The 25,300-nt window shown below is 73.7% G+C and carries 23 protein-coding genes; 18 read left to right on the top strand and 5 right to left on the bottom strand.

Annotation, left to right across the window (positions count from 1 at the left end):
* The first annotated feature begins 3 nt into the window (after window positions 1-3).
* Entirely contained in the window at window positions 4-792 is a 789-nt protein-coding gene (locus OCT49_RS06185; protein WP_283850882.1) for a nucleotidyltransferase domain-containing protein, read from the top strand.
* A 69-nt stretch (window positions 793-861) separates the two neighbouring features.
* On the opposite strand, the gene OCT49_RS06180 is transcribed toward OCT49_RS06185, so the two are convergent.
* Window positions 862-1,572, bottom strand: a complete 711-nt coding sequence (locus OCT49_RS06180; RefSeq protein WP_283850881.1) for a nucleotidyltransferase domain-containing protein — start codon at window positions 1,570-1,572, stop codon at window positions 862-864.
* Between the two features lie 144 nt (window positions 1,573-1,716).
* On the opposite strand from OCT49_RS06180, the gene OCT49_RS06175 reads away from it, so the two are divergent.
* From OCT49_RS06175 to der, 6 genes are all read left to right on the top strand, one after another.
* Window positions 1,717-2,166, top strand: a complete 450-nt coding sequence (locus OCT49_RS06175) for a YidB family protein (RefSeq protein ID WP_283850880.1) — start codon at window positions 1,717-1,719, stop codon at window positions 2,164-2,166.
* A gap of 156 nt (window positions 2,167-2,322) precedes the next feature.
* Window positions 2,323-2,685, top strand: coding sequence for a chorismate mutase (gene aroH / locus OCT49_RS06170; protein WP_283850879.1), 363 nt, complete (start codon window positions 2,323-2,325; stop codon window positions 2,683-2,685).
* Window positions 2,682-3,767, top strand: a complete 1,086-nt coding sequence (locus OCT49_RS06165; RefSeq protein ID WP_283850878.1) for a prephenate dehydrogenase — start codon at window positions 2,682-2,684, stop codon at window positions 3,765-3,767. The genes aroH and OCT49_RS06165 overlap by 4 nt, the downstream gene beginning before the upstream one ends.
* Window positions 3,768-3,898: 131 nt before the next feature.
* Window positions 3,899-4,600, top strand: coding sequence for a (d)CMP kinase (gene cmk, locus OCT49_RS06160; protein WP_148833871.1), 702 nt, complete (start codon window positions 3,899-3,901; stop codon window positions 4,598-4,600).
* Window positions 4,558-5,265 (top strand): lysophospholipid acyltransferase family protein, encoded by a 708-nt coding sequence (locus OCT49_RS06155; RefSeq protein WP_502963339.1) that lies wholly within the window; start codon window positions 4,558-4,560, stop codon window positions 5,263-5,265. Before cmk ends, OCT49_RS06155 begins: the two co-directional genes overlap by 43 nt.
* 64 nt (window positions 5,266-5,329) lie before the next feature.
* Window positions 5,330-6,799, top strand: a complete 1,470-nt coding sequence (der, locus tag OCT49_RS06150) for a ribosome biogenesis GTPase Der (protein ID WP_283850876.1) — start codon at window positions 5,330-5,332, stop codon at window positions 6,797-6,799.
* Between the two features lie 68 nt (window positions 6,800-6,867).
* Here der and OCT49_RS06145 read toward each other — a convergent pair whose 3' ends face one another.
* Both OCT49_RS06145 and OCT49_RS06140 read right to left on the bottom strand, forming a co-directional pair.
* Window positions 6,868-7,215, bottom strand: coding sequence for a hypothetical protein (locus OCT49_RS06145; RefSeq protein ID WP_283850875.1), 348 nt, complete (start codon window positions 7,213-7,215; stop codon window positions 6,868-6,870).
* Window positions 7,216-7,352: 137 nt separating this feature from the next.
* Complete coding sequence (locus OCT49_RS06140) at window positions 7,353-8,135, bottom strand: DUF8842 C-terminal domain-containing protein (RefSeq protein ID WP_283855684.1); 783 nt, start codon at window positions 8,133-8,135, stop codon at window positions 7,353-7,355.
* Window positions 8,136-8,492: 357 nt separating this feature from the next.
* Between OCT49_RS06140 and OCT49_RS06135 the strand changes: the two genes are divergently transcribed.
* From OCT49_RS06135 to OCT49_RS06120, 4 genes are all read left to right on the top strand, one after another.
* Window positions 8,493-9,776, top strand: coding sequence for a glycosyltransferase family 4 protein (locus tag OCT49_RS06135; protein ID WP_283850874.1), 1,284 nt, complete (start codon window positions 8,493-8,495; stop codon window positions 9,774-9,776).
* Entirely contained in the window at window positions 9,773-10,627 is an 855-nt protein-coding gene (locus OCT49_RS06130) for a transferase (protein ID WP_283850873.1), read from the top strand. The genes OCT49_RS06135 and OCT49_RS06130 overlap by 4 nt, the downstream gene beginning before the upstream one ends.
* Window positions 10,628-10,949: 322 nt before the next feature.
* Complete coding sequence (locus OCT49_RS06125; protein ID WP_283850872.1) at window positions 10,950-11,927, top strand: helix-turn-helix transcriptional regulator; 978 nt, start codon at window positions 10,950-10,952, stop codon at window positions 11,925-11,927.
* 420 nt (window positions 11,928-12,347) lie between these two features.
* A complete protein-coding gene (locus OCT49_RS06120; protein WP_283850871.1) occupies window positions 12,348-12,563 on the top strand; it encodes an I78 family peptidase inhibitor in 216 nt (71 codons plus the stop codon).
* 217 nt (window positions 12,564-12,780) lie between these two features.
* Here the strand turns inward: OCT49_RS06120 and OCT49_RS06115 are convergent, their stop codons facing one another.
* On the bottom strand, window positions 12,781-13,806 hold the full coding sequence (locus OCT49_RS06115; protein ID WP_283850870.1) for a phosphatase PAP2 family protein: 1,026 nt from the start codon (window positions 13,804-13,806) through the stop codon (window positions 12,781-12,783).
* A gap of 533 nt (window positions 13,807-14,339) precedes the next feature.
* Here OCT49_RS06115 and OCT49_RS06110 point away from each other — a divergent pair.
* Window positions 14,340-16,061: an MFS transporter gene (locus tag OCT49_RS06110; protein ID WP_283850869.1), complete on the top strand. Its 1,722-nt coding sequence runs from the start codon at window positions 14,340-14,342 to the stop codon at window positions 16,059-16,061.
* A gap of 73 nt (window positions 16,062-16,134) precedes the next feature.
* Window positions 16,135-17,346 (top strand): acyl-CoA dehydrogenase family protein, encoded by a 1,212-nt coding sequence (locus OCT49_RS06105; protein ID WP_283850868.1) that lies wholly within the window; start codon window positions 16,135-16,137, stop codon window positions 17,344-17,346.
* Between the two features lie 109 nt (window positions 17,347-17,455).
* On the opposite strand, the gene OCT49_RS06100 is transcribed toward OCT49_RS06105, so the two are convergent.
* Window positions 17,456-17,896 (bottom strand): cell division protein SepF, encoded by a 441-nt coding sequence (locus tag OCT49_RS06100; RefSeq protein WP_283850867.1) that lies wholly within the window; start codon window positions 17,894-17,896, stop codon window positions 17,456-17,458.
* A gap of 307 nt (window positions 17,897-18,203) precedes the next feature.
* Here OCT49_RS06100 and OCT49_RS06095 point away from each other — a divergent pair, with 307 nt between their 5' ends.
* The 5 genes from OCT49_RS06095 (at window position 18,204) to OCT49_RS06075 (ending at window position 25,057) form a co-directional block, all read left to right on the top strand.
* On the top strand, window positions 18,204-19,436 hold the full coding sequence (locus OCT49_RS06095) for a DUF5685 family protein (protein WP_283850866.1): 1,233 nt from the start codon (window positions 18,204-18,206) through the stop codon (window positions 19,434-19,436).
* Between the two features lie 530 nt (window positions 19,437-19,966).
* Complete coding sequence (locus tag OCT49_RS06090; RefSeq protein WP_283850865.1) at window positions 19,967-21,820, top strand: FAD/NAD(P)-binding protein; 1,854 nt, start codon at window positions 19,967-19,969, stop codon at window positions 21,818-21,820.
* A gap of 51 nt (window positions 21,821-21,871) precedes the next feature.
* Window positions 21,872-22,939: an LLM class flavin-dependent oxidoreductase gene (locus tag OCT49_RS06085; RefSeq protein ID WP_283850864.1), complete on the top strand. Its 1,068-nt coding sequence runs from the start codon at window positions 21,872-21,874 to the stop codon at window positions 22,937-22,939.
* Window positions 22,936-24,237: an NtaA/DmoA family FMN-dependent monooxygenase gene (locus OCT49_RS06080; RefSeq protein ID WP_283850863.1), complete on the top strand. Its 1,302-nt coding sequence runs from the start codon at window positions 22,936-22,938 to the stop codon at window positions 24,235-24,237. The genes OCT49_RS06085 and OCT49_RS06080 overlap by 4 nt, the downstream gene beginning before the upstream one ends.
* Before the next feature lie 4 nt (window positions 24,238-24,241).
* Window positions 24,242-25,057, top strand: coding sequence for a DUF1684 domain-containing protein (locus tag OCT49_RS06075; protein WP_283850862.1), 816 nt, complete (start codon window positions 24,242-24,244; stop codon window positions 25,055-25,057).
* Window positions 25,058-25,300: the final 243 nt, after the last annotated feature.

Raw genomic sequence — 25,300 nt, 5'->3', positions numbered from 1 at the left:
GCCATGCGTACGGAAACGATGCCCCTCCAGGAGGCCGGGCTGCCGGTCACGGACTTCGGGCCGGTCCTCGCCGGGGAACACCACCCGCTGCTGTTCGCCACGGTCTCCGGGGCGCATCTCTACGGGTTCCCGTCCCGGGACTCGGACGTGGACCTCCGGGGGGTCCATCTCCTGCCCGCGGAGGACCTCCTCGGGCTGCGCAGGCCCGAGGAGACCCGCTCGCGGATGTGGGACCGGGGTGGGGTCGAGATGGATCTCGTCACCCACGACCTGCGGAAGTTCGTCCAGCTGATGCTGAAGCCCAACGGCTACGTGCTGGAGCAGCTGCTCTCCCCGCTCGTCGTGCACACCAGCGAGCCGCACGCGGAGCTGGTGGCCCTGGCCCCCAAGGTGCTCACCCGTCACCACGCCCACCACTACCGGGGATTCGCCACCACCCAGTGGCGGCTCTTCGAGAAGACCGGCGAGCTGAAACCGCTGCTGTACACGTTCCGGGCGCTGCTCACCGGCATCCACCTGATGCGCAGCGGCGAGGTGCTGGCCCATCTGCCGACGCTCCTCGGGGAGGTGGCGGCCCCGGCCCGGCTGCCCGAGCTGATCGTGGCCAAGGCCGGGGCCGAGCACGGGGGAGCGGAGGGCGTGGACGGCACGGAGGTGGCCCGGGAGGTCGAGGCGCTGCACGCGGTGCTCGACGAGGCGCAGGCGGCGTCACGGCTCCCCGGAGCGGCCGACGGGTTCGACGCACTGCACGACCTCGTGGTGCGCGTCCGGCAGGCGGGGCGGACGCCGTAGTCGCAGTACCCGCCGGGCCCCACGAGGCGGTTCCCCCTGCCGGGCCCCCGCGTGTGTTCCCGCCGGCCCTCATGCCGGGCCCCCGCCGGGCCAGGACGCGGAGGCCCGGCGGGTACGGACCAGGAAGTCCTCCACCCGGGCCCGGTCCGGTCCGGGCGGCAGGGGCGAGCCCGGCAGCGCCCCGTCGCTCTCCTCGGCCAGGCGGTTCATGCGGCGTTCCACCTCCGCCCAGGGCACCTCGCCCCGCTTCACCGCCAGCAGCTCCTCCCGGGCCGGGCCCACCTCGACCGTGAGCTCGCCCGTGCGCAGCAGGTCCCGGACGCTCGCCAGCAGCCGCAGCAGGTGCATGGCGTGCTTCCAGCGCGGGGCCCCGTGCTGCCGGACGTCCGCCTCCAGCTTCCTGCGCTGGCCCACCGCGTAGCGCACGAAGCTTTGATGGACCAGCCGGGAGAGGAACGCCTCGCGCAGCGAGAGGAGCTCGCGGCCCACGGCGTCGACCTGCTCCACCAGCGGCGAGTGCAGGCACTCCAGCACGTTGGGGTTGGCGCGCAGGGCCAGTTCGCAGAAGCGCTCCAGCTCCCAGGAGAACTGTTCCGGCGCCGGTCCCTCGACATGCGTCGGCGGCTTGTCGAACCGCCAGAACAGCGGGGTCGGCGCGAGGAAGACCCCGCGCAGGTCGGTGTCGCTGCCCTCCGTGGCGAGCCCGAAGGCGCGTGAGCCCATCACACAGGAGTAGACCGTGTGGTCGCGTACGAGGGCCTCGGGGTCAGGGGTGATCATGCGGGCGAGGGTACGGGGGAGGAGGCGCGCCGCGCCGGGAGTTTCCCGGTGCGCACGGCCGCGGGAGCCGCGCCGCCCGAGTGGCAGAAGCCCCGGTTCTGGTCGACATTGTCGATAAATCATCCCCTCCGAAAGGGCGGAACCATGGCGGGAAACGACCTCGGCAGCCTGCTGGGCGGACTGTTGGGCGGCGGCAGCGGACAGGGCGGCGGCTCCGGCGGCGCGGGGAACGTCCTGGGCGCCCTGCTGGGCGCGCTCGCCGGCGGCCAGGGCGGCCAAGGGGGCCAGGGCGGCCAGGGCGGCGGCAGCGTGCTCGAAGGGCTGATCGGCATGCTCACCCGGTCCGGCCTGGTCGACCAGGCCCAGTCCTGGGTCGGCACCGGCGCGAACCAGCCGGTCAGCGGCGCCCAGATCGCCGAGGCGCTGCCGGACGAGACCCTGCGGCAGGTCGCCCGGGAGGCCGGGGTGTCCACGGAGGAGGCGGCCGACGAGATCGCCCGGTCGCTGCCGACGGCCGTCGACAAATTGACTCCGTCGGGGGAGGTGCCGGAAGGCCGCTCCATCGAGGACCTGGTCCGCGAGCAGCGACTCTGACCCGGCCCCGCCCGCGAGGGGCGGCAGGACGCACGGCCCGTCTCACTGGGAGAGCACCCGGGGCCGAGGGCCCCGCCGCCCCTCTAGGCTGACCGGGCAGGGGTCGCGCGGGCGGACAGCAGGCGTGACACGCACGAGGGAACCGAGGAGCACGACGTGGCGGTACGAGCGGTCCGCGGAGCCGTCCAACTGGAACGGGACGAGGCCGGGCACATGGAGGAGCGGGTCGGGGCCCTGCTCACCGCCGTCCTCGAACGCAACGGATTCGTCGCGGACGACCTCATCAGCGTCTGGTTCACCGCCACCCCCGACCTGCACAGCGATTTCCCGGCCGCCGCCGCCCGCGGGCTGGGTATCGTCGACGTACCGCTGATCTGCGCCCAGGAACTGGACATCACGGGGGCCATGCCCCGGGTGGTGCGCGTCCTGGCCCACGTGGAGACGTACCTTTCCAAGTCCGAGATCGCACACGTGTACCTCGGCGCCACCGCCGCACTCCGCAAGGACATCGCCCAGTGAGAACCGCCCTCGTCATCGGAACGGGCCTGGTCGGCACCTCCGCAGCGCTCGCCCTCGCCGGGCGCGGGATCCAGGTCCACCTGACCGACCACGACCCCGGATCGGCCCGCACCGCGGCCGCGCTCGGCGCGGGTACGGACGAGGCCCCCGAGGGCCGCGTCGACCTGGCGGTCGTCGCCGTGCCGCCCGCCCACGTGGCCCCGGTCCTGGCCGCCGCCATGCGGGACGGCGTCGCGCGCGGCTACCTCGACGTCGCCAGCGTCAAGGGTGGACCGCGCCGCGAGCTGGAGGCCCTCGGCCTCGACCTCACGCCCTACATCGGTACGCACCCCATGGCGGGCAAGGAGCGGTCCGGCCCCCTCGCCGCCACCGCGGACCTGTTCGAGGGCCGTCCCTGGGTCCTCACCCCGACCCGGGACACCGACACCGAGGTCCTCAACCTCGCCCTGGAGCTGGTCGCCCTCTGCCGGGCCGTACCGGTCGTGATGGACGCCGACGCCCACGACCGCGCCGTCGCCCTGGTCTCGCACACCCCGCAGCTGATCTCGTCGATGGTCGCCGCCCGGCTGGAGGAGGCCGAGGAGTCCGCCGTGCGCCTCTGCGGCCAGGGCATCAGGGACGTCACTCGGATCGCCGCCTCCGACCCCCGGATGTGGGTGGAGATCCTCTCCGCCAACCCCGGCCCGGTCGCCGACGTGCTGGCCGGGGTCGCCGCCGACCTGGACGAGACGGTACGGGCGCTGCGCGGCCTCGCGTCCGGTGACGGCGACGAGCGCCGGAAGGGCGCCGAGGGCATCGAGGACGTCCTGCGCCGCGGCAACGCGGGCCAGGTCAGGGTGCCGGGCAAGCACGGCACCGCACCCGCCGCGTACGAGATCGTGTCCGTGCTCATCAGCGACCGGCCGGGCGAGCTGGCCAGGATCTTCGCCGACGCGGAACGGATCGGGGTCAACGTCGAGGACGTCCGCATCGAGCACGCCACCGGACAGCAGGCGGGTCTGGTCCAGCTGATGGTCGAGCCGAGCGCGGCCCCCGGGCTGAGCGCGGCGCTGCGTGAGCGGGGCTGGTCGATACGGCAGTAGGCCCGGGACGGACGGGGGCGGGAGGGCGTTGTCCACAGGGGTGCGGGGCCCCGCCCCGACACTCGGTAACCTTGTGCGGGGCGGATTCACGCGCGCCCCCCTCCTCCCGCCCGCACCCGTGTACCAGGAAGGTGTCCACCACCGTGGAAACCCGTACGGCCCCGGCCGCAGTGATCGTCGCCATCGACGGGCCCTCCGGCACCGGCAAGTCGAGCACGTCCAAGGCCGTCGCGGCCCAGCTCGGCCTGAGCTACCTGGACACCGGTGCCCAGTACCGGGCGATCACCTGGTGGATGCTGAACAACGGCATCGACGTGCAGGACGCGAAGGAGGTGGCGACCGCCGCCGCCAAGCCGGTCATCGTCTCCGGCACCGACCCGGCCGCCCCGACGATCACCGTCGACGGCGAGGACGCCTCGGGCCCGATCCGCACCCAGGAGGTCACCTCCAGGGTCAGCGCCGTCAGCGCGGTCCCCGAGGTGCGCACCAGGATCACCGAGCTCCAGCGCGCCATCGCCGCCGCGGCCGACCGGGGCATAGTGGTCGAGGGTCGGGACATCGGCACCACCGTGCTGCCCGACGCCGACCTGAAGATCTTCCTCACCGCCTCCCCGGAGGCGCGCGCCGCCCGGCGCAGCGGGGAGATCAAGGGCTCCGACCTCGCCGCCACCAAGGAGGCGCTGATCAAGCGGGACGCGGCCGACTCCGGCCGCAAGACCTCCCCGCTCGCCAAGGCGGACGACGCGGTCGAGGTGGACACCACCGAGCTGACCCTCCAGCAGGTCATCGAGTGTGTCGTCACCCTCGTCGAGGAGAAGCGGGCCGCGAAGTGACCCGAGCCACCACGGGCTCGCCCTCACTGCGCGGCGCCGCGGTCGGACGCGGGATCGGCATCGGGCTGATGTACGGGCTGTGGAAGCCCCGCGTCCTCGGGGCGTGGCGGGTGCCGGCCTCCGGACCCGTCATACTCGCGGGGAACCACTCCCACAACATCGACGGCCCGATGCTGATGGGCACCGCGCCCCGGCCCGTCCACTTCCTGATCAAGAAGGAGGCGTTCGTCGGCCCGCTCGACCCGTTCCTCCGCGGGATCGGGCAGCTGAAGGTGGACCGTACGACCGCCGACCGCACCGCCATCACCCGGGCCCTGGGCGTGCTGGAGGAGGGCGGGACGCTCGGGATCTTCCCCGAGGGCACCAGGGGCGAGGGCGACTTCGCCTCCCTGCGCGCCGGGCTCGCGTACTTCGCGGTGCGCAGCGGGGCTCCGATCGTGCCCGTGGCTGTCCTGGGAAGCACCGAGCGGCGCGGACGGTTGATATCGGCACTGCCGCCGCTGCGCAGCCGGGTCGACGTCGTCTTCGGCGAGGCCTTCGAGGCACAGGAGGGGGCGGGCGGCAGCGGTCGGCGTACGCGCAAGGCGCTGGACGAGGCGACCGTGCGGATCCAGGCCCGGCTGACCGCCCACCTGGACGAGGCCCGGCGTTTCACCGGGCGCTGAGTAAGACTTGAGTAGTGGGCCGCGTGATCGCGGCCCATCGATGATGCAAAGAGGAACGGACTTCATGAACGACCAGATTCACTCCGACGGCTCGGACCACGAGCACGGAGCGCTTGGCGACGCCGAGTACGCGGAGTTCATGGAGCTCGCCGCGGAGGAGGGCTTCGACCTCGAGGAGGTCGAGGGCGCGATCGGCGAGGCCGGTCACGGACCGCTGCCCGTGCTCGCCGTCGTCGGCCGACCCAATGTCGGCAAGTCGACCTTGGTGAACAGGATCATCGGCCGCCGCGAGGCGGTCGTCGAGGACAAGCCCGGCGTCACCCGCGACCGCGTCACCTACGAGGCCGAGTGGGCGGGCCGCCGCTTCAAGGTCGTCGACACCGGCGGCTGGGAGCAGGACGTGCTGGGCATCGACGCCTCCGTCGCCGCCCAGGCCGAGTACGCCATCGAGGCCGCCGACGCGGTCGTCTTCGTGGTCGACTCGACGGTCGGCGCGACCGACACCGACGAGGCCGTCGTCAAGCTGCTGCGCCGGGCCGGCAAGCCCGTCGTGCTGTGCGCCAACAAGGTCGACGGGCAGAGCGGCGAGGCGGACGCCGCCGCGCTCTGGTCGCTCGGCCTCGGCGAGCCGCACCCGGTCTCCTCGCTGCACGGCCGCGGCACCGGCGACCTGCTCGACGCCGTGCTCGAAGCGCTTCCCGAGGCCCCGGCGCAGCGCTTCGGCACCCCGGTCGGCGGACCGCGCCGGATCGCGCTCATCGGCCGCCCGAACGTCGGCAAGTCCTCGCTGCTGAACAAGGTGGCGAACGAGGACCGCGTCGTCGTCAACGAGCTGGCGGGCACCACCCGCGACCCGGTCGACGAGCTGATCCAGCTCGGCGGCATCACCTGGAAGTTCATCGACACGGCCGGCATCCGCCGCCGCGTCCACCTCCAGGAGGGCGCGGACTACTACGCCTCCCTGCGCACCGCCGCCGCCGTGGAGAAGGCCGAGGTCGCCGTCGTCCTGATCGACGCCGGCGAGTCCATCAGCGTCCAGGACCAGCGCATCATCACCATGGCCGTGGAGGCCGGGCGCGCCATGGTGATCGCGTACAACAAGTGGGACACCCTCGACGAGGAGCGCCGCTACTACCTGGAGCGCGAGATCGAGACGGAGCTCGCGCAGGTCTCCTGGGCCCCGCGGGTCAACGTCTCGGCCGTCACCGGCCGCCACATGGAGAAGCTGGTCCCGGCGATCGAGACGGCCCTCGCCGGCTGGGAGACCCGCGTCCCCACCGGCCGGCTGAACGCCTTCCTCGGCGAGATCGTCGCCGCCCACCCGCACCCCATCCGCGGCGGCAAGCAGCCCCGCATCCTGTTCGGCACCCAGGCGGGCACCAAGCCGCCGCGCTTCGTGCTGTTCGCCTCGGGCTTCCTGGAGCACGGCTACCGCCGGTTCGTCGAGCGCCGGCTGCGCGAGGAGTTCGGCTTCGAGGGCACCCCGATCCACATCTCGGTGCGGGTCCGCGAGAAGCGCGGCCGCAACAAGTAGCCGCCACGGGCGTACGACGGAGCCCCGGCCGGTCCCGGATCCGGGACCGGCCGGGGCTCCCTCGTACGTCAGGTCCCTCGCGAGCCGGGCGGCAGCGCGGCCGGCTGGGTGCGTCCGGAGTGACGGCCCACCCGCTGCCAGGAACCGGTGCCGCCACGGGTGCCGGCGGTACCGCCGTTCCCGGTGGTCCCGCCGGTCGCGGACAGCCCGGTGGAGAAGCCCGGGGCGTGGCCCGGACGGGGGCCGGGCGGAAGACGGCTGCCGAAGAGCCCGCTGCCGAAGGACCTGAAGCCGAGATTCTCCTCGCCGCTCCGGTCGCCCGGCAGCGCCCGGAACGAGCGGCGGTACTCGGAGTACAGCGCGTCGTAGATCGGGGTGTGGGACTGACCACCCGAGGGGTCCCGCGTGGGGCGCATGGCGGGGACCGGGCTCGGGCGCTGGTGTGAGGAGTCGTATGAGTGCACGTACGTGCCAACGACCCCGGGGTCCGTCGGATGCGGGCGCGGCGGAGAAATAGCGGTTCGCCGCGGGCGCGAGGACCGGTCGGCCACGATCAGGTCCCGGCCAGCGGCATCGCGGCGGCGACCAGGAGCCCGTCGGCCGCGGCCCTGTCCAGCGCGTCGCGCAGCAGGTCCTCGCGGGGCTGCTGGCCGATCGCCCCCGCCGGGGCGGCGAAGACGAGGACGGTCTGCGACTTGTTGGCCGCGGTCCGCCAGCCCTCGGTGACCTGGAGCGGGGCGTGCGCCTGCCACCAGGCGACCGGGGCGCCGCCGTCGGGACCCGGCTGGAGCACGGCGTGCAGCTTGCCCATGGCGAGCAGGATCGACCAGCCGTGCAGGACGGCGGGGACCCGGTCCATCCGGGGGGCCGGGTGGAAGCCCTGCTCCAGCAGCAGCTGGAGGAACTCGTCCCCCCGGCTGCCGTCCGTGCCCGGCCGGGCGATCGCGCCGGTCGGCTCGACGACGAGGGCCGGGTGGAGCTCGTCGTCGATCAGGACGAGGCCGCTGGTGATCCCGAGCACGGCCTGCTCGGCGGGAAGGTCCTGCGGCTGCTCGGCCTCGTTGCCGGTGATGCTGCGTACGGCACCCTGCAACTGCTCCTCGGCGACCTGGACGACCTGGGAGGGGATGCAGCTGGCGTGGGCGAAGGCGAGCACCGCGGTCTCGTCGCCGACGAACAGCACCGTGCTGGTGCGTTCCTGCTCGGAGTCCCCCGGGGTGCGGCAGGAGGTGCAGTCGTAGCTGCCGGGGGTGTTGTCGCCGACGAGCAGCCGGTCGGCTTCGGCATCGCCGATCTCGGCGCGTACGTCCTCGCTGACGTCGAGCATGCGCGGCACGGGTGGCTCCTCGAACTCGGTGCGTGCGCCGGGCGGTTCCCGGCTCATGAAGATGACAACGGGCGATCCGTGGCCGGGGTCACGCGAGAAGGGGAACGTAATCGAACCATCCGCCACAGAGGGTGAATCCCGGTCTCCGCCGGGGGATTTGTCACCGATTCGTCCCGATGGGGTGTACGACGATGTGGTCGACTCGACGACAGTCCGGCATACAGATACGTCGACAAAACAGGAAAGCGGCCGGGTCGGCGGTCGGCCGAAACTCGTTCCCGTCCGGAGTGAACCTCCGGGTGCCCCGAACCGTCATGGCAAGTGCACTCGCCCACTGACCAGTTGAACCGGGAGACACGGCGTTCCATGCACATTTCCTTCCTGCTCCACAACGCCTACGGAGTCGGAGGCACGATCCGAACGACGTTCAACCTCGCGGAGGAGCTGGCCGGGCACCACGACGTCGAGATCGTGTCGGTCTTCCGGCACCGGGACGACCCCGTCCTGGGCGCGCCCCCGGGCGTGCGCATGAGCCACCTCGTGGACCTGCGGAAGCAGAGCCCGACGTACGACGGCGACGCGCCCGAGCACGCCCGTCCCGCCACGGTGTTCCCGCGCGGCGACAGCAGGCACCGGCAGTACAGCAGGCTGACCGACGCACGGGTGGCGGAGCATCTGCGCTCCCTGGACGCGGACGTCGTGGTCGGGACCAGGCCGGGGCTCAACGTGCAGATCAGCAGGCAGACCCGGCGCGGCCCGGTCCGGATCGGCCAGGAGCACCTCACCCTCGACAGCCACGGCTACCGGCTGCGCCGCGAGATCGGGCACCGCTACGCCCTGCTCGACGCGATCACCACCGTCACCGAGGCCGACGCCCACGCCTACCGGACCGGGCTCAAGCTGCCCGGCGTACGGATCGAGGCCATCCCCAACAGCGTGCCCGCGCCGACGGTCCCGCCCGCCGACGGCGACCACAAGTGGGTGATCGCCGCGGGCCGGCTGCACCGGGTCAAGCGGTACGACCTGCTCGTGCGGGCCTTCGCCGACGTGGTGGCCGCCCGCCCGGACTGGCGGCTGCGCATCTACGGCGGCGGCGACGCCACCGGGAACGAGCGGGAGACACTGGTCGCGCTCATCGACGAACTCGGCCTGCACGAGCACGTGTTCCTGATGGGCCCGGTCAACCCGCTGGAGGCCGAATGGCCCAAGGGGTCGATCGCCGCGGTCACCTCGGACCGCGAGTCCTTCGGCATGACCATCGTCGAGGCGATGCGCTGCGGACTGCCGGTCGTCGCCACCGACTGCCCGCACGGCCCCCGCGAGATCATCGACGACGGCACCGACGGGCGGCTGGTGCCGGTCGGCGACCCGGCGGCGGTGACCCGGGCACTGCTCGGGCTGATCGGTGACGACGAGGCCCGGCACCGGGCGGGGCGCGCCGCCCTGGTCGCCTCGCAGCGGTTCGACCCGGCACGGATCGCCGAACGCCACGAAAGACTCTTCACCGAACTCGCCGCACGGGGCCCGCGCGAGCGCTCGCACGGCGCGATGCGCACCACCCTGCACCGCGCCCGGGGCACGGTGCTCGACGGGGCGTACGCCCTGCGCTACAAGGCAGCCGCCGTGATCCGCAGGGGGAACTCCGCATGACCGCCACCACGTCCCGCCGCACGCCCCGGGCCGACTGCACCGTGGGCCCCGACGGCGGGATCACCTTCGACCTCGACCGCCGCCGCGACGAGGACGGCGAACTGCCCGAACTCCTGCTCCGGCGGCGCGGCGCCAAGGGCGCGGACGGGACCGTACGGCTGGCGCTGAGCCCGCTGCGCGACGGACGGCTGCGCGCGGTGCTGCCGGGCTGCACGGAATCCGCCGAGGGCCGCTGGGACGTCCGTCTGCGGGAGCCGGACGCGGACGACGGCGAGGCGGTGGCCGTCCTGCCCGGGATCAGGGACCTGCGGCTGCTCGTCGACCGCGTCCCGGCCGCCGGGCGGATCGCGGTCCGCATCCCGTACCCGACGCTCGACGGCCGGCTCGCCGTGCGCTGCTGGCTGCGCGCACCGCACGCCGAGGCCGGGCCGATCACCCTGAAGGACGGCGCGTTGACCGTCCGGGGCACGCTGTACGGGACGGAGCTCGGCGCCGACGCCCGGGTCGAGGCGCGGCTGCCCGGCGCGGACGGCCGGGTGCTGCGGGCACCGGTCACCGGGCGGGACGGCACCTTCGCCTGCACGCTCCCCCTCGGCGGGCTGCTCGAGGGGCCGCTCACCGGGCAGCAGATGTGGACGCTCTGGCTGGTCCCGGGGGCCGCGGCCGGCGGACCGGCCGACGGGGTGCGGATCTCCCGCATCCTCGACGACGTCTGGGACCGGAAGAAGATCTTCGTCTACCCGGCCCGTCCCGTCGGGGAGGGGGTCCGGGCCACCCCCTGCTACTCGAGCGACAACGACCTCTGCGTACGGCTCGACCCGGCCCCGACGGAGTCCCCGGCCGCGGGATAGCCCGCCGCCCGGCCGCTTCACCGGCGTAGCGTTCCGCCGTACGGCCGGTGGCCCGGCGCGGGCCCGGGCGGTCCGGCGTGCGGTGGGGCGACCCGGCGCGGGCCCGGGGCCCGGCGGCCGTGTTTGACGCCGCCGTGCTTCAAGGCGCCCCCGCTCCACGTCCGTCACGCCCCGGCCGTCGCGCCGCGCGGACCAGCCACGGAATCGGACCGTCCGCAGAATCGGATCGTCCGCGGAACCGACCCGTCCGCGGAACCGGATCGTCCGAGAGCCCGGACCGGCCGCGGGCCCGGGGCGTTCGGGGTCCTGGCAGACTCGCCCCATGTTGGAGACCTCGGCACGACTGCTGCGCCTGCTCTCGCTGCTCCAGGCGCACCGCGACTGGTCCGGCGCCGATCTCGCCGAACGGCTCGGGGTCACCCCGCGCACCGTCCGGCGCGACATCGACAAGCTGCGCGGCCTCGGCTACCCGGTCGACGCCAGCCCCGGCACCGGTGGCGGCTACCAGCTCGGTGCCGGGGCCCAGTTGCCGCCGCTGCTCCTCGACGACGACGAGGCCGTCGCCGTCGCCGTCGGGCTGCGCACGGCGGCGGGCAACGGCGTCGAGGGCATCGGCGAGACCTCCGTACGCGCGCTGGCCAAGCTCGAACAGGTGCTGCCGAACCGGCTCCGGCGCCGGGTGAACGCGCTGAACGCCTTCACCGTGCCGCTGTTCCGCGACCCCGGCGCCTTCGCCGCCGACCCGGCCGTCCTGACCGAACTCGCCGCGGCCTGCCGGGACGCCGAGCGGCTGCGCTTCGAGTACCGCGACCACGCCGGTTCCGCATCGCGCCGCACCGTCGAGCCGCACCGGCTGGTGTGCGCCGAGCGCCGCTGGTACCTCGTCGCCTGGGACCTGGACCGGGCGGCCTGGCGCACGTTCCGCGCGGACCGGATCACGCCCACGCCGCCGCACGGCCCGCGGTTCGTCCCCCGCGACCCACCGGCCGACGACCTGGCCGCCTACGTCTCCGAGGGGCTCTCCACCACCGCGTACACCACGCGGGCGGTGGTCCGGCTGAAGGTGGGGATCGAGCGCGCGGCCGCGAGGACCTCGCCGTTCTCCGGGACCCTGGAGGCGATCGACGCCGACAGCTGCCTGCTGCGCACCGGAGCGGCGAGCCCGGACGTGCTGGTCGTCCACGTCATGATGCTGGGCTTCGACTTCGAGGTCGTCGAGCCGCCGGAGTTCGAGGAGGCGATCAGGACGGCCCGGGACCGGCTGTCCAGGGCTCTGGACCGAGCCCCGGCCGCCGGGTGACCGGTTCCCCGCGGAGGGGCGTCGGCCGCCCTCCGCAGGGCGATGACCGACCGCTATAGGAGTGCCGGACAGCCGTCTCCGTCCCCTGCCGCGAATATTGTGACCAAAGGATAAGGGTGCCATAAGGAAGCGTGAATTCCTGGTGGCATTCTCATTTATCAGGGTTATTTCTTAAAGAAATTGTGAACGGGGCGAACGAGGTATTCCGTTTGGTTTCCCCGGCTTCCGTGTGATCATTTCCGACTTTGTGTGATTACTGTGTGTCGGGTCCCCCGGGCGGGGGCCCGGGTCTCACGGCACGGAGGGTGCGCGTGTCGTGATCCTGTGACACAAGCGTGACCGGCGAGGGACGTGGGGATGCCGTGCGGCGGCCGCCTCCCCGGCTTCCGTCCGGGTCCCCGGCCGCCTACGGTGAGAGGCATGGCACCCATACCGACCCCCTCCGCCCAGCCCGACGACCCGCCCGGTGCGTATGTCGGCCTCGCCGCCGACGCGGCCGAACGACGGGCCCGCAGCCATGGCTGGGCCACCGTCAGATCCCTGCCGCCGGGCGCGATCATCACCATGGAGTTCCGGAGCGGGCGGATCAACTTCGAGGTCGACGACGCCGTCGTCACCCGCTGCTGGGTGGGCTGAGCCCGCAGCCCGCAGCCCGCAGCCCGTCGTCCTGCCGCCCCGCAGCCCCGTCGCACGGCCGCCCCGACACCCCGCGGTCCCGTCGCCCGGCTGCCCGCAGCGCGGTCCCCGGGCGCGAGGAGGGCTCCGGGGACATGAGAAAGGCCCCGACCTCGGTCGGGGCCTTTCTCGCGTGCGGCGGGGGAGCGGTGGTGCGTACCGGCTCCGCGTCCGGGCCTCAGCCGCCCGCCACCGGGCTGGCCGGGCTCGTGCCGCCGCGCGGGGCGCGGTCGGCGTGCGGCGGGCGCCGGCTGCCGGTCGGCGTGACCGGGGACCGCTCCGAACGCACCAGGTGCTGCGAGGGGTGCGACGGGTGCGCGGGGTGGGAGCGCGGGCAGGAGGGGCCCGGACCGCCCGCCGCCGCGACGGCCGGCTCCAGCGCGGGCTCCTGCGCCACGGCGTCCTCGTCCTCCGCGTACGGGAGCGCCGCGGTCCGGGGCCCCCCGGCCGCGACGGGCACGGACGGAACGGGGCCACGTCCCCGCAGGTTCTCGCGCTGGGCGAAGATCCACGCCTCGGCCCGGGTGATCAGCGGCTCGACCCAGGGCAGGCCCAGCATGATCAGCAGCCCCGCGGCCCAGCCCAGCAGGACGTCGCTGAGCCAGTGCGTACCGAGGTAGACAGTGGTGAGGCCGACGCCGAGCGAGACGATGGCGGACAGGGCCGACAGATAGCGCCGGGCGCGCGGGGTGGTGGCCAGATAGGCCAGAATCCCCCAGGTCACGACCGCGTTGGCGGTGTGACCCGAGGGAAATATGTCCCCGCCGGCGAAGAGCTCGGCGGAGCCGATCTGGGTCGCGTAGTGCGGGCCGAGGCGCCCCAGGCCGATCTTGACCGCGCCGACCGAGACGTTGAGCAGCAGCAGTGCCGCGCCCAGCGTCAGCAGCGGACGCAGCGTGTGCTGCCGCCAGGAGCGCCAGCCGAGCCAGCAGGCGACCATGGTGGCGGTGGGGCCGCGCTGGCCGAGCACGATGTAGTAGTCGAGGAAGGCGTGGATCTCCGGCCACTGCTGATACGGCCTGAAGAGCATGACCTTCCAGTCCAGGGCCACCAGCCAGGACGAGACCAGGACGGCGACGACGATGGCGAGATAGAACGCCAACGTCCCGCCGAAGAGAGCGATGCGGTGACGACTCATCCGCGGTGGCTCTATCTTCGGCGGCTCCGGCTCCCGGTCCAGCCGGGCAAAGATGTCGGTACGCACCCAATCGACGTTACAGCGAGTTAGCGAGCGACCAGGACGATCCGGTCTCTTCGTGATGACGATGTGATGTGGGCTATGTCTCGGACGGGCCTTAATTCCTGATCGGCGGAAGCGTCCCGAAGGCCCTCCGCGCTATTGATTTCGCACGCATTTCGGAAGGGTGTTTGGCTCCGGACAGAAAAGCACAGGAGGCGCCGGTATGAATTTCTCCGGACGGGAGAAGGGCGGAACGGACGGTGCCGGTGCGGTCACCGACCGCGCCCGCCCCGGGCCCCGCCGGACGCCGCCCGGGGGGTCTTGGGTACCGTCCTGTGCCGGGTGCGGGGTGAGTCCGTGCAGGTCCGGGCGACGGCGTGGCGTGGCGCACGCCACACCGCGAGGCCCGACGGGGCGGGGAGTGGACCACGCGTGAGGGTGCCGAACTCGCGTACGCTGACGGATCACTCGCCCGTCGATGCCGGGCCATGAGGGACAGCGAACCCCTGTCACCCCGGTTGGCCCGCCGAGCGCGAGGGACCTTTGGAGGTACATGCATGTCCGGGACGACCACAGCCCGATTCCGGCTGCGCCCAGCCGCCGCCGGGGCCAACCGATGGGTCGTCCTCGTCGTTCTCTGCCTCAGCCTCCTGCTGGTGGCGCTCGACTCGACCGTGCTCCACGTCGCCGTCCCCGCCGTCACCGAGGACCTGCGCCCCAGCGCCGTCGCCCTGCTCTGGATCGTCGACGCCTATCCGCTGGTCTGCGCCTCGCTGCTGGTCCTCTTCGGCACCCTCGGGGACCGGGTCGGCCGGCGCCGCATCCTGCTGCTCGGCTACGCGCTCTTCGGGGCGGCCTCCGCGGTCGCCGCCATGGCCGACGGTCCCGGGGTGCTCATCGCGGCGCGGGCCCTGCTCGGCGTCGGCGGCGCGATGATCATGCCCGCGACCCTGTCGATCCTCCGGCAGGTCTTTCCCGACCGGCGCGAGCGGGCCGTGGCGATCGGCATCTGGACCGCCGTCGCCGCCGTGGGCGCCGCCACCGGACCGGTCGTCGGCGGCTTCCTCGTCGAGCACTTCTGGTGGGGCTCGGTCTTCCTGATCAACGTGCCGCTGATGGCGCTGGTCCTGCCGGTCGGCCGGCTGCTGCTGCCCGAGTCGCGCGGCGGCGACGACGGTCCGTGGGACGTGCTGGGCGCGCTGATGGCCGCGGCCGGGGTGCTCGGGGTGGTCCTCGGGGTCAAGCGCGCGGGTGCCGGCGAGGTGCTGGGCGCGGCCACGCTCGTACCGCTGCTGATCGGGGCCGTGCTGCTCGTCGCGTTCGTGCGCCGGCAGAGGCGGCGCGCACATCCGCTGATCGACATCGGGCTGTTCTCCAGGCCCGCCTTCTCCACCTCGGTGGGCTGCATCGTCATCGCGATGCTGGCCCTGGTCGGGCTGGAGCTCATAGCCGTGCAGTACCTCCAGCTCGTCCTGGGCCTGAGCCCGCTGGAGACCGGCCTGCGGCTGCTGCCCCTCACCATCGCGGCCATGGTCGCGGGCGCCTTCGGATCGCACACCCTGCGGCTGCTCGGCCCGCGCCGGATGGTCGGCTGGGGCTTCGTGCTCACCGCCCTCTCGGTGCTGGTCCTGACCGCGATGGGGCAGCACGACCGGCCCGTCCTGCTGACCACGGCCTTCGTCGCCCTCGGCTTCGGACTGCAGACCACCCTCTTCGGGGCGTACGAATCCATGCTCAGCGAGGCCCCGGCCGACCGTGCGGGCGGCGCGGCGGCGATCGGCGAGACCTCGTACCAACTGGGTGCGGGCATGGGGATCGCCCTGCTCGGCAGCGTCATGAACGCCGCCTACACCCCCGGCCTCTCGGAGCTGCCCGGCAAGGGCGTCCCGGGCTGGGCCCGCACCGCGGCCACCCACTCGCTGGGCGAGGCGTACCAGGTGGCGGACCGGCTGGGCGGACCGCTGGGCCCGGTGCTGCGCACCACCGCCCGGCACGCCTTCGTCTCCGGACTGCGCGTCACGCTGCTGGTCAGCGCGGCACTGCTGCTGCTGGGGGCGCTCGCCGCGCTGCGCCTGCCGCGGGGCATGGAACACGCGGCGCCGGCCCCGGACTCCCCGGCGGACGAGGTGCGCGAACCGCTGCGGGCCGAGGCGGACGGCGCGCGCGAGTCCCGTACCGCGCACGACGCGCCCGCCGCGGAGTGCGCGCCGCACCCGATACCCCGCCCCGCCCGGCGCCGACCCGCCGGGGCGACCGGCTCTGGACGGGCGGCGCACTGAGCCGTAACGTCGGTGCGACGCCATAACTAACACCGCTAGTTTTAGCATCGTGCGAGCCGCCGGAGGCACCCTCATGTCCACCACCGAGTCCTCGAAGCTCCCGCCCTTCGACCCCGCCGACCCCCTCGGCATCGACGACCTGCTCGGCGCCGAGGACCTCGCGATCCGCGACACCGTCCGGAGCTGGGCCGCCGACCGGGTAATGCCGCACATCGCCGAGTGGTACGAGAACGGCGAACTGCCCGGCATCCGCGAACTGGCCCGCGAACTCGGTTCGATCGGCGCGCTCGGGATGTCCCTGCAGGGCTACGGCTGCGCGGGCGCCACCGCCGTCCAGTACGGGCTGGCGTGCCTGGAGCTGGAGGCGGCGGACTCGGGCATCCGCTCCCTGGTCTCCGTGCAGGGCTCGCTGGCGATGTACGCCATCCACCGCTACGGCTCCGAGGAGCAGCGCCGGCAGTGGCTGCCGGGCATGGCGGCCGGCGAGATCATCGGCTGCTTCGGCCTCACCGAGCCCGACCACGGATCCGACCCGGCCGGGATGCGCACCCACGCCAGGCGGGACGGGGACGACTGGGTGCTCACCGGCCGCAAGATGTGGATCACCAACGGTTCGGTCGCGGGGGTGGCCGTCGTCTGGGCGCAGACCGACGAGGGGGGTCCGGGCCGCGGGATCCGCGGATTCGTCGTGCCGACCGATGCGCCGGGCTTCTCGGCACCCGAGATCCGGCACAAGTGGTCCCTGCGGGCCTCGGTCACCAGCGAGCTGGTCCTCGACGGGGTGCGGCTGCCCGCCGGCGCCGTGCTCCCCGGCGTCACCGGCCTGCGCGGCCCGCTCAGCTGTCTGAGCCACGCCCGTTACGGCATCGTCTGGGGGGCCATGGGCGCGGCGCGCGCCAGCTTCGAGGCGGCCCTGGAGTACGCGAGGACGCGGGAGCAGTTCGACCGGCCGATCGGCGGCTTCCAGCTCACCCAGGCCAAGCTCGCGGACATGGCCGTGGAGCTGCACAAGGGCATCCTGCTCGCCCACCATCTGGGGCGGCGGATGGACGCGGGGAGGCTCCGCCCGGAGCAGGTCAGCTTCGGGAAGCTCAACAACGTGCGGGAGGCGATCGACATCTGCCGCACTGCGCGCACGATTCTCGGCGCCAACGGGATCTCGCTGGAGTACCCGGTCATGCGCCACGCGACGAATCTGGAGTCGGTCCTCACCTACGAGGGGACCGTGGAGATGCACCAGCTGGTGCTGGGCAAGGCGCTCACGGGTCTCGACGCGTTCCGCTAGGTCCGCCGGGGCCTTCCCGGCCGGGCGGGACTTCCGGAACACGCCGCGGGACCGCGACCGGCGGGGGGCTGCCGGAAGGGTTGCGGGAACGGGCCGAGGAGCGCCCTGCTCAGCTCTGGTTGAAGAAGCCGTCGGCCGGCCGGCCGACGGCTTCGCCGCTGACCACCTGGGTGTCGGCCGGGGTCAGCAGGAAGACCCGGGTGGCCACGCGCTCGATCGAGCCGCGCAGGCCGAAGGTGAGGCCGGCCGCGAAGTCCACGACGCGCTTGGCGTCGGTGGGGTCCATGGCCGTGAGGTTGACGATCACGGGAACCCCCTCCCGGAAGAGCTCGCCGATGGCCCGCGCGTCCCGGAAGCTGTCCGGGGTGACGGTGGCGATCCGGCGGCCCGTCTCCTCGGCCGTCTCGGACGCGATCTGCACCCGGGGGTCGGTCACCCACGCCTGGGCCGCCCCGGTCTGGGGGCCCTCGGCGTACTCGTCGTCGTAGTACCGCTCGTCGTTGTCCTCCACGAGGCCCAGCCAGGCACTCGCCTTGCGCACCGATCCCATGGACGCCTCCTCTCACCGCGGTTCCGTGATGTTCCGCATCTCTTTCGTATCCCTATGGTCGTCCATGATGCGGATCGTGCGCCAAGTGGATAGTCGGCGCGCAGGGGGTTCGTGACGGTACTGGTGCAGAAGATGTGGCGTTTCGTCAGGGTTCCTCCCGTATAAAGGGAGTGAAAGAAAGAAAATATGATGCCCCGGTCCGTACGGGTGACATGGGGGACGTACGGGTGAACGGGGTGCTCGGTACGATGCACGTCGCGCGGTCGCACGACCCGGCGCGAAGGCGGAAAACTCTCGGGGGATCGTCGTGTTCGGAATCGTCAGGCCCTGTACCCATCGGTTGTCCGAGGGGCTCAGGACCGAATGGATGGCCCATCTCTGCGGGCTCTGTCTCGCCCTTCGCTCCGACCACGGGCAATTCGCCCGCATAGTGACGAACTATGACGGCCTGATCGTCTCCGTCCTGACGGAGGCTCAGTCCGAGCGCACCACCGGCCGGCGACGCACCGCGGGGCCCTGCCCGCTGCGCGCCATGCGGACCGCCCCGGTCGCCCGCGGCGAGGGCGCCCGACTGGCCGCCGCCGTCTCGCTGGTGCTGGCCTCGGCGAAGGTCCGGGACCACGTCGCCGACGGGGACGGCCTGTTGAGGCGCCGCCCGGTCGCCGCGGCGGCCCGCCGGGTCGCGGCGGGCTGGGACCGCGCCGGGGCGCGCACCGGCGCGCAGCTCGGCTTCGACACGGCGCTCCTCGTCGACGCCGTCGACCGGCAGACCGGCATCGAACTGGCCGCCGGGCCCGGCACCCCGCTGCTCACCATCACCGAGCCCACCGAGACCGCCACCGCGGCGGCCTTCGCCCACACCGCGGTGCTCGCCGGCCGGCCGCAGAACGCGGAACCGCTCGCCGAGGCGGGCCGGCTCTTCGGACGCCTGGCGCACCTGCTGGACGCCGTGGAGGACCAGGAGGCCGACGCCGCGTCGGGCGCCTGGAACCCGCTCACCGCGACCGGCACCTCGCGCGCCGAGGCACGCCGGCTGTGCGACGACGCGCTGCACGGCGTACGGCTGGCCCTGCGCGACGCCGAATTCACCGACGGCAAGCTGGCCCACGTGCTGCTGGCCCACGAGCTGCGGCAGTCGGTGGACCGGGCGTTCGGCACCACGGCGTGCTCGCACCAGCCGGGCGCGGTGCTGCTGGACGGAACGGCCACCGCCCCGACCGGGGCGTACGGCCCGCCCCCGGGCAATCCGTACGCGCCGACGAACCCCGGCGGCCCCGGCGGTCCCGGGCAGCCGCCCGAGCCGCCGCGCGACCGGCGCGGCCTGATCATGGGCTGCCTGGTGTGGGCGGGACTGGCCTGCACCTGCCAGATGTGCTGCGGGACGTTCGAGGACCCGTGGAGCCATCAGCGCCGCGAGGGCCTCTGCCACCAGTGCGACTGCGGCAACTGCGGTGACTGCTGCGAATGTTGTAACTGCTGCAGCAACTGCGGCGGTGAGGACGGCGGCTGCTGCAACTGCGACTGCGGGTGCGACTGCTGAACCGCCCGCCCGGTTCCGGGTGATCCGGCCGGATCACCCGGAACCGGGCGGGGTGGAACGAGGGGAGGGGAAAACGGCGTTGGGCACGCGTGGGCACGCGGGAGAACTGCTCGGACGCCGCGCACGGGGCGGGGCGCAAGAACGCGAGGACGCAGGGGGTCGGCTCAACAGGAGGCGGACCACACGCGACCGAAGTCGATGTGGGAGCGCTTGACCAGCCACTGCTGCGCATGCATGGCCCAAGTGGAACAGGCATCCGGTGACCCGTCAACCGGGCCCGGACGCCCGGCTCACAGTGTGGACGGGCTTGACAGCCCCCGGTGAACGGCGATTGTCTCGGATCGGACCGGTGCTGAGGGGCCCGGTCCGCGTTGTGTTCACGTCGAAGGCACGCCCCGTGTCCGATCTCTGCATCCACGGAGCCTTCGCATGCCCGCGCAGCCCCTTCCCCTTCCCCTTTCCCTGCCCCGCCCTCCCGCCGGGAGCCCTCCGACGGCCGGTGCCCGCCCGCACCGCACCGCGGGCCTCCGATGAGCCGGGCCCCGGTGCTCGTCGTCATAGGCGCGGGCCCGCGCGCCACCGGCCTGATCGAGCGCATCGCCGCCAACGTCCCCGAACTGTACGGGGACCGCCCCCTGGACATCCGGATCGTCGACCCGTACCCGCCCGGCGGCGGCCGGGTCTGGCGGCACGACCAGTCCCCGCTGCTGTGGATGAACTCCATGGCCGAGGACGTCACGATGTTCACCGACGAAACGGTCCGGCAGGAGGGTCCGGTACGCCCGGGGCCCGCCCTGCACACCTGGGCGGCGGACATCCGGGACGGACGCCTGCCCCTCCCCGACGAGGCCGGCGCCGAGCCCGGACTCCGCGCCGAGATCGAGGCGCTGACGGGCGACACCTTCCCGAGCAGACGACTGCAGGGCGTCTACCTGCGCTGGGTGTACGGGCGGGCGGTGGCCGCGCTCCCGGCGGGCATCGACGTCACCTGGCACCGCGGCCGGGTCCTGCGGATCACCGGACCGCGCGAGGGCCGCCAGCGCGTCTGGCTGGAGGGGCACGGCACCCCGCTGCTCGCCGACGCCGTCGCCGTCACCATCGGCCATCTCGACGCCGAACCGGAGCCGGAACACGCCGGGCTGGCCGAATTCGCCGACCGCCACGGACTCGTCCACCTGCCGCCGGACTTCACCGCCGACAGCGACCTGTCCGTGCTGCCCGCGGGCGAACCGGTCCTCGTCCGGGGCTTCGGCCTCGCCTTCGTCGACCTCATGGTGCTGCTCACCGAGGGACGCGGCGGCCGGTACGAGAACGGCGAGTACGTGCCCTCCGGCAGGGAACCCGTGCTGTACGTCGGATCGCGCCGCGGCGTCCCCCACCACTCCAAGATCGGTTACGCCTGGGAGGGCGAACGCCCGCCGCTGCCGCGCTTCCTCGGCCCGGACTGGACCGAGGCGCTGCTGAAGGCGGACGGACCGGTCGACTTCCGGCGGGACGTGTGGCCGCACGTGGCGAAGGAACTCGGCCACGCCCACTACCACCGCCTCTTCACCGCCCACCCCGAACGCACCAGGGGCGACCGGGCCGCCTTCGAGGCGCGGTACGCCGCCGCGGACCCGGCCGGGCCCGAACTGCGCGCCCTCGTCGAGGCCGCCGTGCCCGACCCCGCGGACCGCCTCGACCTCGAGGCGCTCGACCGCCCCCTGGACGGGGTGCGCCACTCCTCGTACGACGCGCTCCAGAAGGGGATGCGCGACCACATCACCGCCGACCTGGAACGCCGCCACGACCCCGGCCACAGCCCGGACCTCGCCGTCTTCCTCGGACTGCTCTCCGCCTACGGGCAGCTGCTCCGGCTCGGGGACACCGGGAACTGGTGGCACGGCTTCTTCAGCCACCTCGCCTCCGGCCCGCCGGGCCCCCGGCTGCGCGGACTGCTCGCCCTCTCCCGGGCCGGCCTCGTCCGCTTCCTCGGCGCCGGGATGACCGTCGAGACCGACGAGCGAAGGGGCCTCTTCGTGGCGGGCAGCGCCACCGTGCCGGGGCTGCGGACGACGGCCCGCGCCCTGGTCGAGGCCCGCCTGCCGGACCCCGCCCCGGAACGCGTCCGCAGCACACTGCTCCGGGAGCTGTACGCGGACGGCGCCGCCGCCACCGGCTCCGGGCTGCTCTCGGTCGACCCCGACGACGGCCGCGTCCTGCACCGCGACGGCCGCCCCCACGCGCGCCGCTTCGCACTGGGCCCGCTCACCTCCGCCCGCACCGGCGCGGCGTTCACCCGGCCGCGCACCGGCGGCCCGGCCTTCCGGCAGAACGACGCCACCGCGCGCACGGCGCTGCGCCTGCTCCGCGACCTCGCCCGCGACGACGGCCCCCGCACCTGACCGGACCCCCGTCCGAAACCGCCCGGCCCACCTCCCCGAAAGGTCACCCCCATGTCCGCGACCGCCCCCCTGCACCTGGCCGCCGAGATCGGCGGCCCGCCCCGTTACGACCCGGCGCACTACATCGACCTCGCCCGGCTCGCCGAGCGCGGCGCGCTCGACTTCGTCACGCTCGGCGACTCCTTCCTCAGGCCGGGGCTCGACGCGCTCGCCGTGCTCGCCCGGGTCGCGCCCGCCACCCACCGGATCGGCCTCGTGCCCACCGTCACCACCACCCACACCGAGCCCTTCCACGTGTCGTCCGCCGTGGCCACCCTGGACTGGGTGAGCCGGGGCCGGGCGGGCTGGTACGTCGACGTGTCGACCACCGGGGCCGAGGCCCGGCTGTTCGGCCGGCGCCCGGCGGCACCCGCCGACGAGCTGTGGCAGGAGGCCGGTGAGGTCGCCGACGCGAGCGCCCGGCTGTGGGACAGCTGGGAGGACGACGCCGAGATCCGGGACGCCGCCACCGGGCGCTTCGTCGACCGCGACAAGCTGCACCACATCGACTTCGAGGGCGCCTTCTTCTCGGTCCGGGGCCCCGCGATCGTGCCCCGGCCCCCGCAGGGGCACCCGGTCGTCGTGGTCGACGGGACGGGCGGCCCGGCCGCACGGGTCGCGGCCCGCCACGCCGACGTCGTCCTGGTACGGGCCACCGCGCCCGAGCGGGCTGCCGCGCTCCGCGCCGAACTGCGCCGGCGCGCCGCGGCGCACGGACGCGACCCCCGCGCACTCCGGGTGCTGCTCGCGCTCACCGTCGACCTCGGCGACATCGAGACCGCTCCGGAACCGGGCCTGGAGAGCGGCCCCCCGCTCTCGGCCGGCGGCTCGTACTACCGGGGCGGCCCGGTCGACCTCGCCGAACTGATCACCCGCTGGCACCGCGGCGGGGCGGTGGACGGCTTCCACCTCACGCCCATCACCCCCGGCCGCGACCTCGAACGGATCGTCAACGGCACCGTGGCCCTGCTCCAGCACCGTGGCCTGTTCCGCACCTTCCACCCCGGCGGCACCCTGCGCGAGCACCTGGGCCTGGCCCGCCCCGCCAACCGGTACGCCCAGGAAAGGGGACGCGCATGACCACCACGACCCGGCCGATGCACCTCGCCGCCCACTTCCCCGGCGTGAACAACACCACCGTCTGGACGGCCCCCCGGGCCGGGAGCCAGATCGACTTCTCCTCCTTCGAACACCTCGCCCGCACCGCGGAACGCGGCCTGTTCGACTTCTTCTTCCTCGCCGAGGGGCTGCGGCTGCGCGAGCACCACGGCCGCATCCACGACCTGGACGTGGTGGGTCGGCCCGAATCCCTCACCGTGCTGGCCGCGCTGGCCTCCGTCACCCACCGGATCGGCCTCGCCGCCACCGTCAACACCACCTTCAACGAGCCCTACGAACTGGCCCGCCGCCTCGCCACCCTCGACCACCTCAGCGGGGGCCGGGCGGCCTGGAACGCGGTCACCTCGCCGGACGCCTTCACCGGGGAGAACTTCCGGCGCGGTGGCTACCTCGACCGCGCCCACCGGTACACCAGGGCCGCCGAGTTCGTCGCCACCGCCCGCGAACTGTGGGACACCTGGACCCCCGACGGCACCCCGCGCCCCTTCGCGCACCACGGCCGGCACTTCGGCATCGAGGGCGAGTTCACCGTCCCGCGCTCCCCGCAGGGCCACCCGGTCGTCATCCAGGCGGGGGACTCCGCGGAGGGCCGCGAGTTCGCCGCGTCCGCCGCCGACGTGATCTTCACCCGGCACGGCACCCCGGAGTCGGGCCGCGCGTTCTACGCCGACGTCAAGGCGCGGCTGGCGAAGTACGGGCGGGAACGGGACGAGCTGAGGATCATGCCCGGGGTCACCTTCGTGCTGGGCGACACCGACGCCGATGCCCAGGAGCGGGCGGCCGAGATCCGCCTCCAGCAGGTCTCCCCGCAGAACGCGATCCTGGCCCTGGAACAGGTCTGGGGCCGCGACCTCTCCGGCCACGACCCCGACGGCCCGCTCCCCGCCGTCGACCCGGACCCCACCGCCTCGGCGACCCGGGGCCGGGTGGCGCACGGCGACCCCCTGGAGACCGCGGCCCGCTGGCGCGCGCTGTCCGAGCGGAAGGGGCTCTCCACCCGGCAGACCGTCATCGAGGCGACCGGCCGGCAGTCCTTCGTCGGCAGCCCGCGGACGGTCGCGGAGCGGCTCGTCGAGTTCGTCGCCGCCGACGCCGCCGACGGGTTCGTCCTCGTGCCGCACCTCACCCCGGGCGGGCTGGACGAGTTCGTCGACCGGGTCGTCCCGCTGCTCCAGGAACGCGGCGCGTTCCGCTCCGAGTACGGCGGTCCCACGCTGCGGTCCCACCTCGGGCTCGCCGAGCCGGTGTGGAAGGGTTGAGCGCATGAGCACGGACGCACAGCAGCCGCACGGCCCCGAGCAGGCGGCGCAGGACTGGAAGCACTGGCACGAGGAGCGCACCGCCGCGGTCGCCGGACCGTACGGCCCCCTCTCCCTCACCGGCACCCACTGGCTCTCCGACCACCCGGAGGGCCGCCTCCCCGGGATTCCCGGTCAGTGGCGGGAGGACGGCGACGCGGTGGTGCTCGACGCCACCGACGGGGACGGGCTGACCGTCGACGGCGAACCCTTCACCGGCCGGGTGCGCCTCACCGCCGACCGGGGCCCCATCGACGGCTCCCGCGTCGCGCACGGCGCACGGCGACTGGTCGTGCTGAGCCGCGAAGGGCTGTGGGCGGTACGGGACTTCGACCCGGACTCCGCCGCGCGGCGCGCCTTCCGGACCATCGAGGCCACCCCGTACGACGCCCGTTGGGTGCGGCCGGGCACCTTCCGCGCGTACGACGCCTCCCGCACGGTCCGGGTGGCGAACGCCGACGGGGTCGAGCGCGGCCTCGGACTCGCCGGCGAGATCGCCTTCGAGCTCGACGGCACGGAGCACACCCTCCAGGTGGCGGTCGAGGCCGACGGCTCGCTCTGGGCCGTCTTCGCCGACGCCACCAGCGGCCGGAGCAGCTACCGCTTCCGCTTCCTGCGGCCCGCCGCCCCGGCCGCCGACGGCGGCGTGACGGTCGACCTCAACCGGGCGCTGCTGCCGCCCTGCGCCTTCGCGGACCACTTCATCTGCCCCTTCCCGCCGCCCGGCAACACCCTTTCCGTCGCCGTCGAGGCGGGGGAGCGCAACCGCGTCGACCACTGACGCACCGCGCCGGCACGCCCCGGGGCGCGATACCCCGGTGTCCCGAGCGGCACCGGGGCACCCGCACGGGGCGTGACGGGTTCGGGCCATGGGGCCCTCTTGCGCCACAAGTTGAACGCCTTGAATACTTCCGGGACAGCGCTTGTCAGGAACACGGCAGATCCGCATCGCGGACCCCTGCCGCGCGAACGACTGCGCCTCACGGGTCCGGCCACCCCACAGGCGGACCCCCGATTTCCCCCT

Source organism: Streptomyces sp. ML-6 (assembly GCF_030116705.1).
Taxonomy (GTDB): domain Bacteria; phylum Actinomycetota; class Actinomycetes; order Streptomycetales; family Streptomycetaceae; genus Streptomyces.
The sequence above is the reverse complement of the archived record's forward strand: the minus strand, read 5'-3'. Positions and strand labels throughout refer to the sequence as shown.